Origin of the sequence: Rhodococcus sp. BP-332, from assembly GCF_019836065.1 — a bacterium.
Taxonomy (GTDB): domain Bacteria; phylum Actinomycetota; class Actinomycetes; order Mycobacteriales; family Mycobacteriaceae; genus Rhodococcoides.
The window spans coordinates 833,124-848,583 of record NZ_JABUEC010000003.1 but is presented as its reverse complement, the minus strand read 5'-3'; the positions used below and the strand labels follow the sequence as shown (position 1 = coordinate 848,583).

Here is a 15,460-nt window from a genome sequence, read left to right as displayed (position 1 = left end):
ATGTCCCGACGATCATCGAGTGTCGATTCGAGACATTAGTCGCAGCGGCGACCGCCCGACGCGGCTTCCGGTCGAAAGCACGTGTCTCTCCCCTCGCATACATTGAAGTAATGCCACGACCCCGATTCCGGTTGCCCGGACGCGCCTCGACGCTCGGACGACCGGTGATCGTCGTCGTCGCGGTGCTCGTCGTCCTCGCCCTCGCCGTGGCGTCGTTCGCACTTCTGCGCGACTCGAACGGTTCCGCGTCGTCGGTGCGGACCGAGGACGCCGTCCGCACACTGCCGGAGAGTCCGGGCAGCAGTGCCACCGTCGACATCGACACGACGCTGTACCTGCCGGACACGGACGGGCCCGTACCGGCGGTGTTGTTGGCCCACGGCTTCGGCGGCGACAAGAACTCGGTGGCCGCCCAGGCACGGGATCTCGCGTCGCGAGGGCTCGTAGTCCTCGCGTACAGCGCGCGCGGCTTCGGCCTCAGCACCGGCAGCATCGGCCTCAACGATCCCGATCGTGAGGTGGCCGACGCTCGCGGGCTGATCGACTACCTGGCCACTCGCCCCGAGGTGCAACTCGATTCCCCGGGTGACCCTCGGGTCGGCGTCGCCGGTGGTTCCTACGGCGGCGCGCTCGCGCTCATGGCGGCCGGAACCGATCCTCGCATCGACGCGGACGCCGCCTCGATCACGTGGAACGACCTGAACCAGTCCCTCTTTCCCAACTACTCGGTGGCCGAGCCGTCGTCGCAGGCACCGACACCCGCCGTGTCCGAGGGCAGCGACGCCGGCGTCCTGAAGCGCGGCTGGGCCGGCATCTTCTTCGGCGCCGGTGCGGCCCCCGCTCCCGGTGGAGCCGGCGACGCTCCGACATCGACCGCCCCCGCTGGAGCATGCGGCCGGTTCGCCCTCCAGGTGTGTCTCGCGTACGCGGAGTCCGCGGTGAGCGGACAACCGTCCGAGGCCACCAGCGAACTGCTGCGTGCGCGCTCGCCCCGGTCGTTCGCCTCCTCGATCACCGCACCCACCCTGCTCGTGCAGGGCCAGCGCGACACCCTCTTCGGACTCGACCAGGCCGACGCCACCGCGCGGCAGATCGCGGCGGCCGGTGGCTCGGTCCAGGTGCGGTGGTTCGACGGCGGCCACGATGCCGGCGGGACCGACGCCACCGCGGACGGTGCGGTCGCGGACTTCCTGGTGCAGCATCTGATCGGGGACGGGACCGACTCCCCGCGCGCCGATTCGGCGTTCACGTACGCGTTGGCGGGCGATCCGACCGACCAGGGCGATCGGGCTCGCATGCTCACCGCCGCCGCGTATCCGGGGCTCTCGGACGCCACTCCGACCGAACGCCAGGACTTCCCGCTCACCTCGGCCACCGGCAACGACACTCAGACCGTCGTCCGGCCGCCCGGTGGGTCCCCGGCTGCTCTCACGTCTCTGCCCGGGGTCGGCTCCGCCTCGGTCCTCGGCGGCGCCGCGGCCGGGCTCGGCGGGGCCGCGAGCGCACTCCTGACGGGCGACATCCCGGGACAGACCGCGTCGTTCGTCACGGAGCCGCTCGACTCGTCGTACACGATCGTCGGTACGTCGTCGGTGTCCGTCACCGTCGGTCCGACCACCTCGCCGAGCGGCACCGTGCTCTTCGCCAAGCTGTACGACGTGTCCGACGACGGTCGACGCACTCTGCCCAACGGCCTGGTGTCCGCGGTGCGGGTCCCCCCGTCCGACCAGCCCTCCACGGTGAGCGTCACGTTGCCGGGCATGGCGTACCAGGTCGCCGCCGGGAATCGCGTCGAGGTGGCGTTCTCCACCACCGACCAGGCCTACGCCGTCCCGCTCGAGCCCGCGGCGGTGTCGGTCACACTCTCCGACGCCACGCTCGCGCTGCCCGAGGTACCCGCCGAGAACGCGGAGTCGACGTTCCCGTGGGTCCCCGTCGTGGGCATCGCGGGGCTCGCCGTGCTGGTCGCCGCCCTCGTCGCTCTCGCATCGTTCATCTCCCGGCGTCGCACCGTCGCCGAGGTGGACGAGTCGCTGGTGGACGTCCCGCTGGTGATCACCGATCTCGCGAAGAGCTACTCCAACGGCTTCCGCGCGGTGGACGGCGTGTCGTTCCGCGTCGGCGCGGGGCAGGTGCTCGGGCTCCTCGGCCCCAACGGCGCCGGCAAGACCACCACGCTGCGCATGCTGATGGGCCTCATCACGCCCTCCAGCGGCGAGATCCGGGTCTTCGGGCACCTGGTCTCTCCGGGGGCGCCGGTCCTGTCCCGACTCGGTTCCTTCGTCGAGGGGTCCGGATTCCTTCCCCATCTCTCGGGGATGGAGAACCTGGACCTGTACTGGAAGGCGACCGGCCGACCGGCGGAGGACGCCCATCTCGAGGAGGCACTCGAGATCGCCGACCTCGGCACGGCGATCCACCGCAAGGTCCGGTCGTACAGCCAGGGCATGCGGCAACGGCTCGCCATCGCGCAGGCGATGCTCGGACTCCCGGACCTCATGGTCCTGGACGAACCCACCAACGGGCTCGACCCGCCCCAGATCCGCACCATGCGCGACGTCCTCATCCGCTACGCGCAGACGGGACGCACGGTCCTGGTCAGCAGCCACCTGCTGGCAGAGGTCGAGCAGACCTGCACGCACGTCGTCGTCATGAACAAGGGCGTCGTCATCAGCTCCGGGACGGTCGACGATCTGATCGGCGCGAGCGGTCCGCTGGAGTTCCGTGTCGATCGGCCCGCCGATGCCGTCTCGGTGCTGCGAGGCATCGACGGCATGGGCGAGGTCGTCGAGGCGGAACCGGAGGGCGCGATCAAGGCGCAGCTCGGAGTGCTCGATCCCGCGATGGTGGTGCGGACGTTGGTGGGCGCCGGTATCGGCGTCTCCTCCGCGTCGCGATCGACACGACTCGAGGACGTCTTCCTCGACCTCGTGCACGACGACACCGACCGACTCCGTCATGCGGCGGAAGCATCCTCGGGGAACGGAACGACCACATGAGCGCCGACAGTCGACCGACGACCACCGCCGCGGCGCATCCGGACGGCCGGGTCGCGGGGTACACCCCCGCGGGCACGCTGTCGCTACGGACCGAGCTGACGCGGCAGTTCACGCGGCGGAGAACCCAGTTGTCCCTGGGCTTCCTCGCGTTGCTGCCCGTCATCATGGCCATCGCGTTCACGGTGGGCGGGTCGGACTCCGACACCGCCAGCGGGAGCCTCATCGACCTGGGCACGCAGAGCGGGGTGAACTTTCTCGTCTTCGCCCTGTTCGTGTCGGTGGGATTCCTGCTGATCGTGGTGGTGGCGCTGTTCTTCGGCGACGCGATCGCCAGCGAGGCATCGTGGTCGAGTCTGCGCTACCTGCTCGCGGTTCCTGTTCCGCGAGGTCGGCTGCTGCGACAGAAGGCCCTGGTGTCGGCGATCCTGTCGCTCGCCGCGCTGCTCACGCTCGTGGGGGTGTCGCTCATCCTGGGCAGCGTGCTGTACGGCCTGGGGTCGCTGGTGTCACCCTTCGGCGATGCCCTGTCGTTCGGGCTGTCGATCGGGAGGCTCGCGATCGGCGTCGTCTTCATCGCGATCAATCTGACGTGGGTGGCCGGGCTGGCACTCGCCCTGTCGGTGTCCACCGACGCGCCCCTGGGCGCGGTCGGCGGCACGGTGATGGTGTCGATCGTGGCCCAGATCCTCGATCAGATCACGGCACTGGGATCACTGCGCAACCTGTTGCCCGGCCACTACTCGACGTCGTGGACGGGCGTGCTGTCACCGACGCTGTCGTGGAACGACCTGCTCGACGGCGCCTTCTCCTCGCTCGCGTACGCCACGATCTTCGGCATCATCGCGTGGCGACGATTCGCGACGAAGGACATCACGAGCTGACGACGAGGCCCGGCACCGTGTCCGTCGGTGCCGGGCCTTCTCGTGTGCGAGGACGGGTCAGGACAGGCCCGCGGCGTCCATCCCGCGCAGCTCCTTCTTGAGGTCCTGGATCTCGTCGCGCAGACGGCCTGCCAGCTCGAACTGAAGTTCGCGCGCCGCGTTCATCATCTGATCGGTGAGCTGCTTGACCAGGTCTGCCAGCTCGGCGCGCGGCATGGTCGAGACGTCGCGCCCCTCCACGACACCGCTGCTGCCGGCTCGTCCCGCCTCGCCGGGCGCCCGCCGGCCACGGCTCGCGTTGCGGCCCGATCCACCGATGTCCACGGTGGCCTCGGTGTCCTCCGCCTCCTCGTACACCTGGTCGAGGATGTCGGCGATCTTCTTGCGCAGCGGCTGCGGATCCACACCCATCTTCTCGTTGTAGGCGATCTGCTTGGCGCGGCGACGCTCGGTCTCCTCCATGGCGTACTGCATCGAGTCGGTGATCTTGTCGGCGTACATGTGCACCTGGCCGGACACGTTTCGGGCCGCACGGCCGATGGTCTGCACCAGGCTGGTCCCGCTGCGCAGGAAGCCCTCCTTGTCGGCGTCCAGGATCGCGACGAGGGAGACCTCCGGGAGGTCCAGACCCTCACGGAGCAGGTTGATGCCGATGAGCACGTCGTACTCGCCGAGCCGGAGCTGACGTAGCAGCTCGACGCGTCGGAGAGTGTCGATGTCGGAGTGCAGGTAGCGCACCCGGATACCGAGCTCGAGGAGGTAGTCGGTGAGATCCTCCGCCATCTTCTTGGTCAGCGTGGTGACCAGGATGCGCTCGTCCTTCTCGGTGCGCTGGCGGATCTCGTGCACGAGGTCGTCGATCTGGCCCTTGGTGGGCTTGACGACGATCTCGGGGTCGACCAGGCCGGTCGGGCGGATGACCTGCTCGACGACCTCACCGCCGCTCTGTCCCAGCTCGTACTTGCCGGGGGTGGCCGACAGGTACACCGTCTGCCCGATGCGCTGCGTGAACTCCTCCCACGTCAGGGGGCGATTGTCGGTGGCCGACGGCAGCCGGAAGCCGAACTCCACGAGGTTGCGCTTGCGCGACATGTCCCCCTCGTACATGGCACCGATCTGGGGCACCGTCACGTGGGACTCGTCGATGACGAGCAGGAAGTCGTCCGGGAAGTAGTCGATGAGTGTGGCCGGCGCAGTCCCGGCAGGTCGCCCGTCGATGTGGCGCGAGTAGTTCTCGATGCCGGAGCAGAAGCCGACCTGCTTGATCATCTCGAGGTCGTACTGCGTACGCATGCGCAACCGCTGGGCCTCGAGCAGCTTCCCCTTGCCCTCCAGGTCGGCGAGCCGCTCCTCGAGCTCGGCCTCGATGTCCCGCACCGCACGCTCCATGCGCTCGGGCCCGGCGACGTAGTGGGTCGCCGGGAAGATGCGCACGCTGTCGACCTGGCGCACCACGTCGCCGGTGAGCGGATGGAGGAAGTACAGCGCCTCGATCTCGTCGCCGAAGAACTCGATCCGGACGGCGAGTTCCTCGTAGGACGGGATGATCTCGACGGTGTCGCCGCGCACACGGAACGATCCGCGGGTGAACGCCATGTCGTTGCGGGTGTATTGCACGTCGACGAGCAGCCGGAGGAACTTGTCTCGCGGGACCTCCTGCCCCACCTCGAGATGCACCGAGCGGTCCACGTAGGACTGCGGCGTGCCGAGACCGTAGATGCACGACACCGAGGCGACCACCACGACGTCGCGACGGGACAGCAGGTTTGCCGTTGCCGAGTGACGGAGCCGCTCGACGTCGTCGTTGACCGACGAGTCCTTCTCGATGTAGGTGTCGGTCTGGGCGATGTAGGCCTCGGGCTGGTAGTAGTCGTAGTACGAGACGAAGTACTCGACAGAGTTGTTGGGCAACATCTCTCGCAGTTCGTTGGCCAACTGCGCCGCCAACGTCTTGTTGGGCGCCATGAGCAACGTGGGCCGTTGCACCTGCTCGATCAACCACGCGGTGGTGGCCGACTTTCCGGTGCCGGTGGCGCCCAGGAGCACGATGTCCTTCTCGCCCGCCTGGACCCGCTTGGTCAGCTCCGCGATGGCCGTCGGCTGATCGCCCGCAGGGCTGTACTCGCTGACCACCTCGAAGGGACGATCGCTGCGCTCGATGTCGCCCACGGGACGGAACTCGGAGTGCGCCAGGACGGGTTGTTCAGCTGCAAAAGCCATACCACCAGAGTAGGCCCGACCACCGACACAGTCGCCGTTCGGCGGGTCACACGACCCGGCCGCGGGTACACCGACCGTCGCTGTCGGACCTGCGCGTCACAATGAGCCCATGCTGCTCGCACGCGTCGTCGAGACCTCGGCCACGGTGGCCGCCACCCGGTCCCGAAAGGCCAAGGTCCTGGCGCTCGCCGCGCTGCTGTCCGAGTGCGCTCCCGAGGAGGTCGCCCTGGTGACGCTCTACGCGTCCGGCACTCTGCGTCAACGCCGTACCGGCCTGGGGTGGCGCAGCGTCGCCACTCTCCCCCCGGCCGCCGACGCACCGACGCTGACGGTCGCCGCCGTCGACGCGGCGTTCGACGCCGTCTCGACGATGGCGGGTCCGGGATCGCAGGCAGCACGCGCGGCGGCGGTGTCCGCTCTGTTCGGCAGCGCCACCGACACGGAACAGACCTGGCTGCGCGGCGTGGTCACCGGTGAGGTCCGCCAGGGTGCGCTCGACGCGCTGGTCCAGGAAGCCGTGGCGGCCGCGGCCGACGTCACGCTCCCCGAGGTGCGCCGGGCCGCGATGCTGTCGGGATCCACGGTGACGGCCGCGACGGCCGCGTTCACCGGCGGGTCTGCGGCACTCGCGGAGCTGGGACTGACCGTGGGCCGAGCGGTGCTCCCCATGTTGGCCTCCAGCGCCCCCACCGTGGCCGAGGGTGTGGCGAAGGCGGCCGGCGGCGCCGCCGGCGCCGTGGCGCTCGACACCAAGCTGGACGGCATCCGTGTGCAGGTCCACCGTCGCGGTGAGGACGTCTCGGTCAGCACCCGCAGTCTCGACGACATCACCGCACGCCTGCCCGAGGTCGTCGAGTTCGTGCGCGCCCTGCCGCTCACCTCCGTGGTGCTCGACGGCGAGGCACTGGCCCTGGACGAACAGGGACGTCCGCGGGCCTTCCAGGAGACGGCGTCCCGCACGGCGCAGTCGACCGGTGTGACCGTGACGCCTTTCTTCTTCGACATCCTCCACCTGGACGGTGAGGACCTGCTGGACCGTGCGCTGCACGAGCGGCTGGCCGTTCTCGACGCTCTGATGCCGGAGGACAACAGGGTGCCGCGGCTGGTGACGGCCGACCTCGAGGCCGCGGACTCGTTCGCGGCCTCGGCGGTCGCGTCCGGTCACGAGGGTGTGGTCGTCAAGAACCTCGATGCGCCGTACGACGCGGGACGGCGCGGCGCCGCCTGGGTCAAGGTGAAGCCGGTGCACACGCTCGACCTGGTGGTGCTCGCAGTCGAGTGGGGATCCGGTCGCCGGTCCGGTCTGCTGTCCAACATCCACCTGGGCGCAGTGGATCCTGCCGGCGGGTTCGTGATGCTGGGCAAGACCTTCAAGGGCATGACCGACGAGATGCTCGCCTGGCAGACGGAGCGGTTCCTGGCTCTCGAGACGGGACGGACCTCGCACGTGGTGCACGTGCGGCCCGAGCAGGTCGTCGAGATCGCGGTCGACGGACTGCAGCGTTCCTCGCGCTATCCGGGCGGCATCGCACTCCGATTCGCGCGCGTGGTCCGCTACCGCGACGACAAGGTGGCTGCGGACGCCGACACGCTCGACGGCGTGCGCAGCATGTTCGCGCCGCCCGCTCCGTGACGGTGCGCGGTACGGTGCGGACCATGACGGGTCTGGCACACGTGCACCCACCGAAAATCGAGGTGTTCGACGTCGCGGGACGCACCAACACCGATCCGAAAGGTGTCGTCCGCCCGGTCGACGTGTACGAGACGACCGACTGGGGGCTCTACATGGCCCGTCCGTCGGACCATCCGTCCTTCGACTACCTGGAGTCGTGGATCGTCCCCAGCCTGGGTATCCGCGCGTCGATCTTCCACTACCTGCCCACGCATGTCCGCGACCAGAATCACTACGTCGACATCGGCGAGTTCGTCCGCGACGGGAACGTGTGGCACTCGGTCGACCACTACCTCGACATCGTCGTCCGTACCGGCCGCGACGCCGAGCTCCTGGACGTCGACGAGTTGCTCGTCGCGCACAGCACCGGGTTGCTCGACGCGCGGACGACGGAGGCCGCCATCCGTCGGGCGTCCGACGCCGTGGACGGCATCGCGGCGGCGAACCACGACGTCGACGGATGGCTCGCCGCTCTCGGCATGACGACCCACTGGGCGGATCGCTGAGGAGCGATCAGTCGGCTTTCCACCCCGTCCGAGCCGCCCATTCCACGACCTCGGGATACACAGTGTCGAAGTACGGCGCCTTCTCCCCCACGTACGCCTCGATGGCCTCCACGTACTCGCCGTGTTCCGCGGCTCGCGAGGCAGCACGGGTCTTCACGTCGAGGTACGCCTCCCGAGCGGCGGGGTCGGCGCGAAGCCGGTCTCGGAACATGAGCGCGAAGACCTGCCCGGGGTACCCGTCGACCCGGAGGTGGATGTTCAACAGTCTGCCCGGGTCGGCTGCGCCGTGCAGACGCTTCTCCCACAGTGCAGGATCGGCTTCCCCCGGCACCGCCGACGGCTTCGGGTCGTCGGCCGTGATGTGTTGGATGCGCGGAAAGGTGGCCGCCGTCAACGGATCGCGCAGTGCGTCCGCGGTGGCGAGATCCGCCACCGTCACCTGGATGTCGAGGACGTCCTTCGCCGGTAAGTCGGGAACCGCGGTGGATCCGATGTGGTCGATCCGTAGCGCTCGGTCGCCGCAGGCGAGACGCACACGATCCATCACGCGCTGTGCCTCGGCGGGCCACATCGGGTCGGCCGGCACCACGCGGGGGGCGGTCCGGGCCACGGTCTCCGAGCGGAGGTTGGCCGCGAAGAGCTCGAGACGATCGGCCCAGAGTTCACGGACGGTGGCCTCCAACGCTTCCGGTGTCCCGGAGTTGTCGAGCCACACGTCGGCGGCGGCGCGGCGCTGCTCGTCCGTCGCCTGGGCTGCGATGCGGGCGCGGGCGTCGTCCTCGTTCAGCCCACGCGACGCCACCAGCCGTCGCACCCTCTCCTCCGCCTCGACGTGGACGACCACGACGAGGTGAAAGGCTGCGGCGGTGCGAGATTCGACGAGCAACGGGATGTCGTGCACCAGGACGCAGTCCGGCGGAGCGCTGTTCACGAGCTCGGTCGTGCGCTGCCCGATCAAGGGGTGCAGGATGCCGTTCAGGGCGAGGCGGGATTCCTCGTCCCCGAAGGCCTTGGCCGCCAACGCCGGTCGATTCAGGCTGCCGTCGTCAGCCAGGATGTCCCCGCCGAAGCGCTCGACGAGAGCGGCCAGCCCGGGCGTGCCCGGCTCCACGACCTCGCGCGCGATCTTGTCGGCGTCCACCACCACGGCGCCGAGGTCGGCGAGGGTGCGTGACACCGTCGACTTCCCCGCGCCCATTCCACCGGTCAATCCGATTCTCAACACGCACCCAGTGTGGCCGAGTCCGGCGCGCAGCGCATCAACACGCCGCGAATCACCAGTCTCAAATGCACCATGTTTCCCAACCTGTCGGTTATCTTCGAGGCGCACAACAGGCTTTCGTATTTTCTCCGGAAGGCTCCGCGAGACGGTACTCGACAGGTAAAGGACGGGCATGAACACCATTGCGGGAGAGGGAGTCGGTCGGATGCAGTCCGGACGGCACCGCCTGGGCATGTCCGACGGCGTCCACTGCATCCTGATCCCTCAGGTCGCCGATGCGCTGGCGGAACATCGCCGCAACTGGTTCACCTCGCTCATCAGCCCTGCCCGCCACAGCTTCGCGTCCATGCGCAAGCGCGGCGTGCAGATGGGCACCGGCTGGAGTGCAGCCGCAGCGAGCTGACCCACCGCACCACCGACCACACGAGAGAAGGCCCGATCCTGCGCGGATCGGGCCTTCTCTCGTGTGTGGAGCCGGTCGGGTGCCGGTGCCACGAACGGGAGAAGCCCCGAACCTGTGCGGTTCGGGGCTTCTCTCGTTCAGCGGTCGATCAGCGGATCATGCTCCGCCGGGTCGGCGAATCAGGCTCCGCCGGACAGCTTCTCGCGCAGAGCGGCGAGCTGAGCGTCACTGGCGAGCGATCCGCCGGTGGACTCGGGAGCTGCTGCCGCCGGTGCACCCTGTGCGGACGGGGTACCGGTCTCCGAGGAGTAGCCGGCCGCTGCGTTGGCAGCTTCCTGCGCCTCGTCGGCTGCGGTCTTCTCCATCTGCGCGGTGTGCATCTTGTGGCGACGCTCCGCCTCGGCGTAGCGGCCTTCCCACTCCTCGCGCTGCTTGTCGAAGCCCTCGAGCCATTCGTTGGTCTCGGGATCGAAGCCCTCGGGGAAGACGTAGTTGCCCTGCTCGTCGTACGAGTCGGCCATGCCGTACTTGGACGGATCGAACTCGGCGCTGTAGTCCTCGTTGGCCTGCTTCAGCGACAGCGAGATGCGGCGACGCTCGAGGTCGATGTCGATGACCTTGACGAGCGCGTCGTCGCCCACGGTGACGACCTGGTCCGGGACCTCCACGTGGCGCTCGGCCAGCTCGGAGATGTGGACCAGGCCCTCGATGCCCTCTTCGACGCGCACGAACGCACCGAAGGGAACCAGCTTGGTGACCTTGCCCGGGACGATCTGACCGATCGCGTGGGTACGGGCGAACTGACGCCACGGGTCTTCCTGCGTCGCCTTGAGCGACAGGGAGACACGTTCGCGGTCCAGGTCGACGTCGAGAACCTCGACCGTGACCTCGGTGCCGACCTCGACGACCTCGGACGGGTGGTCGATGTGCTTCCAGGACAGCTCGGACACGTGGACCAGGCCGTCGACTCCGCCGAGATCGACGAACGCGCCGAAGTTGACGATGGAGGACACGACGCCCTTGCGGACCTGGCCCTTCTGGAGCTGGTGCAGGAACTCGCTGCGCACCTCGGACTGCGTCTGCTCGAGCCATGCACGGCGCGAGAGGACGACGTTGTTGCGGTTCTTGTCGAGCTCGATGATCTTGGCCTCGATCTCCTTGCCGACGTACGGCTGGAGATCGCGGACACGACGCATCTCGACGAGCGACGCGGGAAGGAAGCCACGGAGACCGATGTCGAGGATGAGTCCACCCTTGACGACCTCGATGACGGTGCCCTTGACGGCCTCGTCCTTCTCCTTGAGCTCCTCGATGGTGCCCCAGGCGCGCTCGTACTGTGCGCGCTTCTTCGACAGGATCAGACGACCCTCTTTGTCCTCCTTGGTGAGGACGAGAGCTTCGACCTCATCGCCCACGGAGACGACCTCGTTGGGGTCGACGTCGTGCTTGATGGAGAGCTCGCGAGAGGGGATGACGCCTTCGGTCTTGTAACCGATGTCGAGCAGGACCTCGTCACGGTCGACCTTGACGATCGTGCCCTCGACGATGTCGCCATCGTTGAAGTACTTGATCGTCGCGTCGATCGCGGCGAGAAAATCCTCGGCGGAGCCGATGTCGTTGACGGCTACCTGCGGCGAGGTGACGGTGGATGAGGCCATGTGGTGAGTTGCTCCGGACGGGTTGGGGTCGGTGGATGGATGTTCGGTCGGACAGACTCGTTCTTCCTGCGGACAGGACACGCGTGCTGCCGTATCTTGAGCGCTGGGAGACGAGACACGACGCAGTCCCCCCGGACACGCCACGGACCCTCGCCGACGAGCGGGAGTCCGACCACGTGCACGCGAAGACAGACATTCGCGTATCGAAGACTACTCGGTGCCCCGCGCACCGAGCAAACCCGGTTACCGTGTTGCGCGTGTCCACAGAAACCCCCGGCGATCTCGGTGTTCCGGCACGTCCGACCGGGTCCACGCCCGGCCACGCTCCCGCTGCCGACGCGGCCCCCGCGGAGCCGCTGCCCGGTCGCCGCCGCGTCGACTCCCGATCCTCCGAGCGGGCGTCCCGGTCCTGGTGGGACCAGGATTCCGACGAGTACCACCGCACCCACGGCGACTTCCTCGGCGTGACGAGCGAGGCCGGCGAGTTCGTGTGGTGCCCCGAGGGTCTGCACGAGGGTGACGTGCACCTGCTCGGTGACGTCGAGGGGCGCGACGTGCTCGAGATCGGATGCGGATCCGCACCCTGCTCGCGCTGGTTGGCCAGTCACGGTGCCCGCGCGACGGGCCTCGACATCTCGGCCGGAATGCTGGCGCACGGCGCTGCGGCGATCGCGGCCCGCGAGGCATCGTCCCCCGGCAGTGCGTCACCCGCACTGATCCAGGCCTCCGCGGAGAACCTGCCGTTCGCCGACGCGTCCTTCGACGTGGTGTGCTCGGCCTTCGGCGCGATCCCGTTCGTCGCCGACTCCGCCGGAGTCATGCGTGAGGTCCGGCGCGTGTTGCGCCCCGGCGGACGGTGGGTGTTCTCGGTCAACCACCCGATGCGGTGGATCTTCCCGGACGATCCGGGCCCGGCCGGGCTGACCGCCACCATCCCCTACTTCGACCGCACGCCGTACGCCGAGTTCGATCCTGACGGCACCGCCACCTACGTCGAACACCATCGCACGGTGGGCGACCGCGTTCGCGAGATCGTCGCCGCCGGGCTGACTCTGGTCGACATCGTCGAACCCGACTGGCCGGAGTGGCTCGATCGCGAGTGGGGTCAGTGGTCGCCGTTGCGTGGAGTGCTCTTCCCCGGCACCGCGATCTTCTGCTGCACCGCCTGACCTGTCAGAGACCACGCACCACGTGGGCGTCGACCGTCTCGAGGAACTCGCTCGTGGACGCGAGTCCCCCGATGTCCGCGGTACCGACTCCCGAGGCGATCGTCGCCTCGACCGCCGCGCGGATCCGCTCACCCACCCGTGCGTGATCGGCGGGCCCGGGTCCCGCCGCGAGGTGCTCGAGCATCGCGGCCACCGACAGCAGCAGCGCCGTCGGGTTGGCGCGGTTGCGGCCCGCGATGTCGGGGGCCGCGCCGTGGGCGGCCTGAGCCATCACCTTGGTGTCCGAGGCATTGATCGACGGTGCCGTCCCGAGCGACCCCGCCAACTCGCCGGTGAGGTCGGACAAAATGTCTCCGAACATGTTCTCGGCCACCAGGACGTCGAAGGTCTCCCCCGACCGCACGAGCTTCGCCGTGAGGGCGTCGATGTGCTCGTGGTCCACCTCGACGTCCGGGTGCCGCTCGGCCACCTCCATGCACACGTCCTTGAACAGCCCCGTCGTCAACCGCAACACGTTCGTCTTGTGCACCACGGTCACGTGACGCCGACGAGTCTCCGCGAGGGCGAACGCCTGCTCGGCGATGCGTTCGCACGCTCGACGGGTGAACACCGCCACGGCCAGGGCGACGTCGGGAGTGGGCATGAACTCCCCGGATCCGACGGCCATGTTGCGATCGGCGTAGAAGCCCTCGGTGTTCTCCCTGACGACGACCAGGTCCATGTCCGGACTCGTCGCCCGCACACCCGGCAACGCGCGTGCCGGCCGGATGTTCGCGTACAGATCGAACTCCTTGCGGATGCGACCACCCGGCGTCAGCTGCCCCCGCGTCTCCTCGGGGTACGACGCGCTGTCGTGCGGTCCGAGGACCCAGGCGTCCAACTCTGCCAACGCGCTCAGGGTGCGCGGCGGTACCGCGTCGCCGAACTCGTCGAGTGCCGCACGACCGAAGGGCAGCTCCACCCACTCGACGGGCGTGGCACCCAGGGCCTGCACGGCCGCATCGACGATCTGTACGGTCCCGGGCACGATCTCGGTGCCGATGCCGTCGCCGTGCAGGACACCGATGCGGTGCGGTGCGCGGCGCGAACCGGCACCGGAGTCGTCGGACCGTGAGGCCCCGGGATGCGCTGCACTCGTCATGGCCGCCATCATTACCCATCATGGTGCAGTCGGTGGAACTCCTCCTGGACGAGCGCAGCGACGATGCGATCCGGCGCGAGTGGAACTACCTCGCCGAGCTGGGCCTGCCGAGTCAGGCTCGGCACGCGGGGGCGTCCAACCGTCCGCACGTCACCATCGCGGTCGCGTCGAGGATCGACGACGTCGCCGAGCGCCGGCTCGCCGCCCTGATCGCCGACGGACGAGACGCCGGGTCGTGGCGGTTCCCCGAGTCGGTACGCCTCGGCGGGTTGGTGGTCTTCGGCGGATCGCGGGCGGTCCTGGCCCGCTCCGTCGTGCCGACCGCGGCTCTCCTGGATCTGCACGCGCGGGTGTACGAGGCGCTCGCCGACTCGCCCGGCATTCCCCCGCATCTCGAACCCGGGCACTGGACTCCGCACGTGACCCTGGCGATGCGCGCGCGTCCCGAGGACATCGGTTCCGCAGCATCGCATCTCGTGACCGATCTTCAGGACGTCGACGCCGAGGTGTCGGCCGTCCGTCGCTGGGACGGCGACGCGAGAGCCGACTGGCTCATCGGGTGACAGGCGGCGCGGCCACCGAGGCGGCTCGGCGCCTCGTCGTGACCACCACCCCGACGATGATGAGCGCGGTACCGAGCACCGCGTTCGCGGTGACCGACTCGTCGAGCACGAGGGCGCCGAGCGCGATGCCGACGACGGGACTGAGGTACGTCACGGTCGACGCGGCGGACGGTCCCCATCCCGTCACGACGTTGGTGTTCCACAGGAAGGCCAGCCCGGTGCCGGCACAGCCGAGCGCGAGCATCGACGCGACGACGGGCACGTCGAGACGCACCGCGTCGCTCGCCACCACGGGTGCCGCGACCAGCATCATCATCGCGGCGAGACCGATCTGCATCGTCGCCACCGCCAACGACGGCACACCCAGCGGGATGACGAACCGACGCAGGTACACCAGCGCGACACCGTAGGACGCGGTGGCGCCGAGGCACGCCAGCTGCGCACGCGGGCTGCCACTCAGACCGCTCTCCCACGGCGCGAACACCACGACGATGCCGGCGAAGCCGATCAGGAGGCCCGCGGCGCGCAGCAGAGTCGGCCGTTCGGCGGGAAGAACGGCGAAGGCCAGCACCGTCGTCATGAGCGGCGTCGTCGCGTTGACGATGGATGCCGTGGCCGAGTCGATCTCCTGCTCCGCCCACGCGAACAGCAGCCACGGGAGGATGCACTGCACCACCGCGAGGAACGTCGAGTGGAGCCACACGACTCCTCGCCGCGGGAGTCGAACATGCATGGGACGCAACAGGATCAGCAGTGTGGCCGCACCGAGGACGAGTCGCGCCAGCACCACCTGGACGAAGCTCAGCCCCTCGAGGCCCACCTTCATGAACAGGAAGCTCGCGCCCCACACCGCTGCGGTGGCCAGGAACTGCAGTACGAGCACGATCAGAAACGGTAGTCGCCGTGGCGGGTCACCTCGGCATGGGTGTCGGGTGTCCGATCCGCGAGTGCGAGGGCGGCCAGGACAGTGAGGAGGAGCAGGACTGTCGCGAGAACGAGGAAGAAGGTCATGCGAGAAATACTCCG

At 68.9% G+C, this 15,460-nt stretch carries 13 protein-coding genes; 7 read left to right on the top strand and 6 right to left on the bottom strand.

From position 1 onward, the window contains the following. Positions 1-110: 110 nt before the first annotated feature. A complete protein-coding gene (locus tag HQ314_RS15145; RefSeq protein ID WP_222650466.1) occupies positions 111-2,999 on the top strand; it encodes an alpha/beta fold hydrolase in 2,889 nt (962 codons plus the stop codon). Next, positions 2,996-3,880 carry an ABC transporter permease gene (locus HQ314_RS15140; protein ID WP_222638621.1) on the top strand — a complete coding sequence of 295 codons (885 nt, stop codon included), beginning with the start codon at positions 2,996-2,998 and terminating at the stop codon, positions 3,878-3,880. Before HQ314_RS15145 ends, HQ314_RS15140 begins: the two co-directional genes overlap by 4 nt. Before the next feature lie 57 nt (positions 3,881-3,937). On the opposite strand, the gene uvrB is transcribed toward HQ314_RS15140, so the two are convergent. After that, entirely contained in the window at positions 3,938-6,100 is a 2,163-nt protein-coding gene (uvrB, locus tag HQ314_RS15135; protein ID WP_027506756.1) for an excinuclease ABC subunit UvrB, read from the bottom strand. Between the two features lie 109 nt (positions 6,101-6,209). Between uvrB and HQ314_RS15130 the strand changes: the two genes are divergently transcribed. Further along, positions 6,210-7,733, top strand: coding sequence for an ATP-dependent DNA ligase (locus HQ314_RS15130; RefSeq protein WP_222650465.1), 1,524 nt, complete (start codon positions 6,210-6,212; stop codon positions 7,731-7,733). A gap of 23 nt (positions 7,734-7,756) precedes the next feature. Continuing rightward, positions 7,757-8,278 carry a DUF402 domain-containing protein gene (locus HQ314_RS15125; RefSeq protein WP_222650464.1) on the top strand — a complete coding sequence of 174 codons (522 nt, stop codon included), beginning with the start codon at positions 7,757-7,759 and terminating at the stop codon, positions 8,276-8,278. Positions 8,279-8,285: 7 nt separating this feature from the next. On the opposite strand, the gene coaE is transcribed toward HQ314_RS15125, so the two are convergent. Further along, entirely contained in the window at positions 8,286-9,503 is a 1,218-nt protein-coding gene (gene coaE / locus HQ314_RS15120; protein ID WP_222650463.1) for a dephospho-CoA kinase, read from the bottom strand. 169 nt (positions 9,504-9,672) lie between these two features. On the opposite strand from coaE, the gene HQ314_RS15115 reads away from it, so the two are divergent. Then, positions 9,673-9,903, top strand: a complete 231-nt coding sequence (locus tag HQ314_RS15115) for a hypothetical protein (protein WP_081821417.1) — start codon at positions 9,673-9,675, stop codon at positions 9,901-9,903. 179 nt (positions 9,904-10,082) lie between these two features. On the opposite strand, the gene rpsA is transcribed toward HQ314_RS15115, so the two are convergent. Next, positions 10,083-11,561 carry a 30S ribosomal protein S1 gene (rpsA, locus tag HQ314_RS15110; protein WP_027506761.1) on the bottom strand — a complete coding sequence of 493 codons (1,479 nt, stop codon included), beginning with the start codon at positions 11,559-11,561 and terminating at the stop codon, positions 10,083-10,085. A gap of 356 nt (positions 11,562-11,917) precedes the next feature. Between rpsA and HQ314_RS15105 the strand changes: the two genes are divergently transcribed. Next, positions 11,918-12,730: a class I SAM-dependent methyltransferase gene (locus HQ314_RS15105; protein WP_056448095.1), complete on the top strand. Its 813-nt coding sequence runs from the start codon at positions 11,918-11,920 to the stop codon at positions 12,728-12,730. 4 nt (positions 12,731-12,734) lie between these two features. Here the strand turns inward: HQ314_RS15105 and HQ314_RS15100 are convergent, their stop codons facing one another. Then, positions 12,735-13,871, bottom strand: coding sequence for an isocitrate/isopropylmalate dehydrogenase family protein (locus tag HQ314_RS15100; RefSeq protein ID WP_222650462.1), 1,137 nt, complete (start codon positions 13,869-13,871; stop codon positions 12,735-12,737). A gap of 20 nt (positions 13,872-13,891) precedes the next feature. On the opposite strand from HQ314_RS15100, the gene HQ314_RS15095 reads away from it, so the two are divergent. Next, positions 13,892-14,434 (top strand): 2'-5' RNA ligase family protein, encoded by a 543-nt coding sequence (locus HQ314_RS15095; RefSeq protein WP_027506763.1) that lies wholly within the window; start codon positions 13,892-13,894, stop codon positions 14,432-14,434. Here the strand turns inward: HQ314_RS15095 and HQ314_RS15090 are convergent. Further along, entirely contained in the window at positions 14,424-15,317 is an 894-nt protein-coding gene (locus tag HQ314_RS15090; protein ID WP_268788575.1) for a DMT family transporter, read from the bottom strand. The two genes, HQ314_RS15095 and HQ314_RS15090, sit on opposite strands and share 11 nt — an antisense overlap. Before the next feature lie 2 nt (positions 15,318-15,319). Further along, on the bottom strand, positions 15,320-15,445 hold the full coding sequence (locus HQ314_RS21440; RefSeq protein ID WP_261769712.1) for a hypothetical protein: 126 nt from the start codon (positions 15,443-15,445) through the stop codon (positions 15,320-15,322). Between the last annotated feature and the right edge of the window lie 15 nt (positions 15,446-15,460).

Bases quoted from the DNA above. Each gene is read 5' to 3' on its own strand.
- HQ314_RS15140 (WP_222638621.1), top strand. From the start codon at position 2,996: ATGAGCGCCGACAGTCGACCGACGACCACCGCCGCGGCGCATCCGGAC.
- rpsA (WP_027506761.1), bottom strand. From the start codon at position 11,561: ATGGCCTCATCCACCGTCACCTCGCCGCAGGTAGCCGTCAACGACATC.
- HQ314_RS21440 (WP_261769712.1), bottom strand. From the start codon at position 15,445: ATGACCTTCTTCCTCGTTCTCGCGACAGTCCTGCTCCTCCTCACTGTC.
- uvrB (WP_027506756.1), bottom strand. From the start codon at position 6,100: ATGGCTTTTGCAGCTGAACAACCCGTCCTGGCGCACTCCGAGTTCCGT.
- HQ314_RS15125 (WP_222650464.1), top strand. From the start codon at position 7,757: ATGACGGGTCTGGCACACGTGCACCCACCGAAAATCGAGGTGTTCGAC.
- HQ314_RS15130 (WP_222650465.1), top strand. From the start codon at position 6,210: ATGCTGCTCGCACGCGTCGTCGAGACCTCGGCCACGGTGGCCGCCACC.
- HQ314_RS15115 (WP_081821417.1), top strand. From the start codon at position 9,673: ATGAACACCATTGCGGGAGAGGGAGTCGGTCGGATGCAGTCCGGACGG.
- HQ314_RS15095 (WP_027506763.1), top strand. From the start codon at position 13,892: ATGGTGCAGTCGGTGGAACTCCTCCTGGACGAGCGCAGCGACGATGCG.
- HQ314_RS15100 (WP_222650462.1), bottom strand. From the start codon at position 13,871: ATGACGAGTGCAGCGCATCCCGGGGCCTCACGGTCCGACGACTCCGGT.
- HQ314_RS15145 (WP_222650466.1), top strand. From the start codon at position 111: ATGCCACGACCCCGATTCCGGTTGCCCGGACGCGCCTCGACGCTCGGA.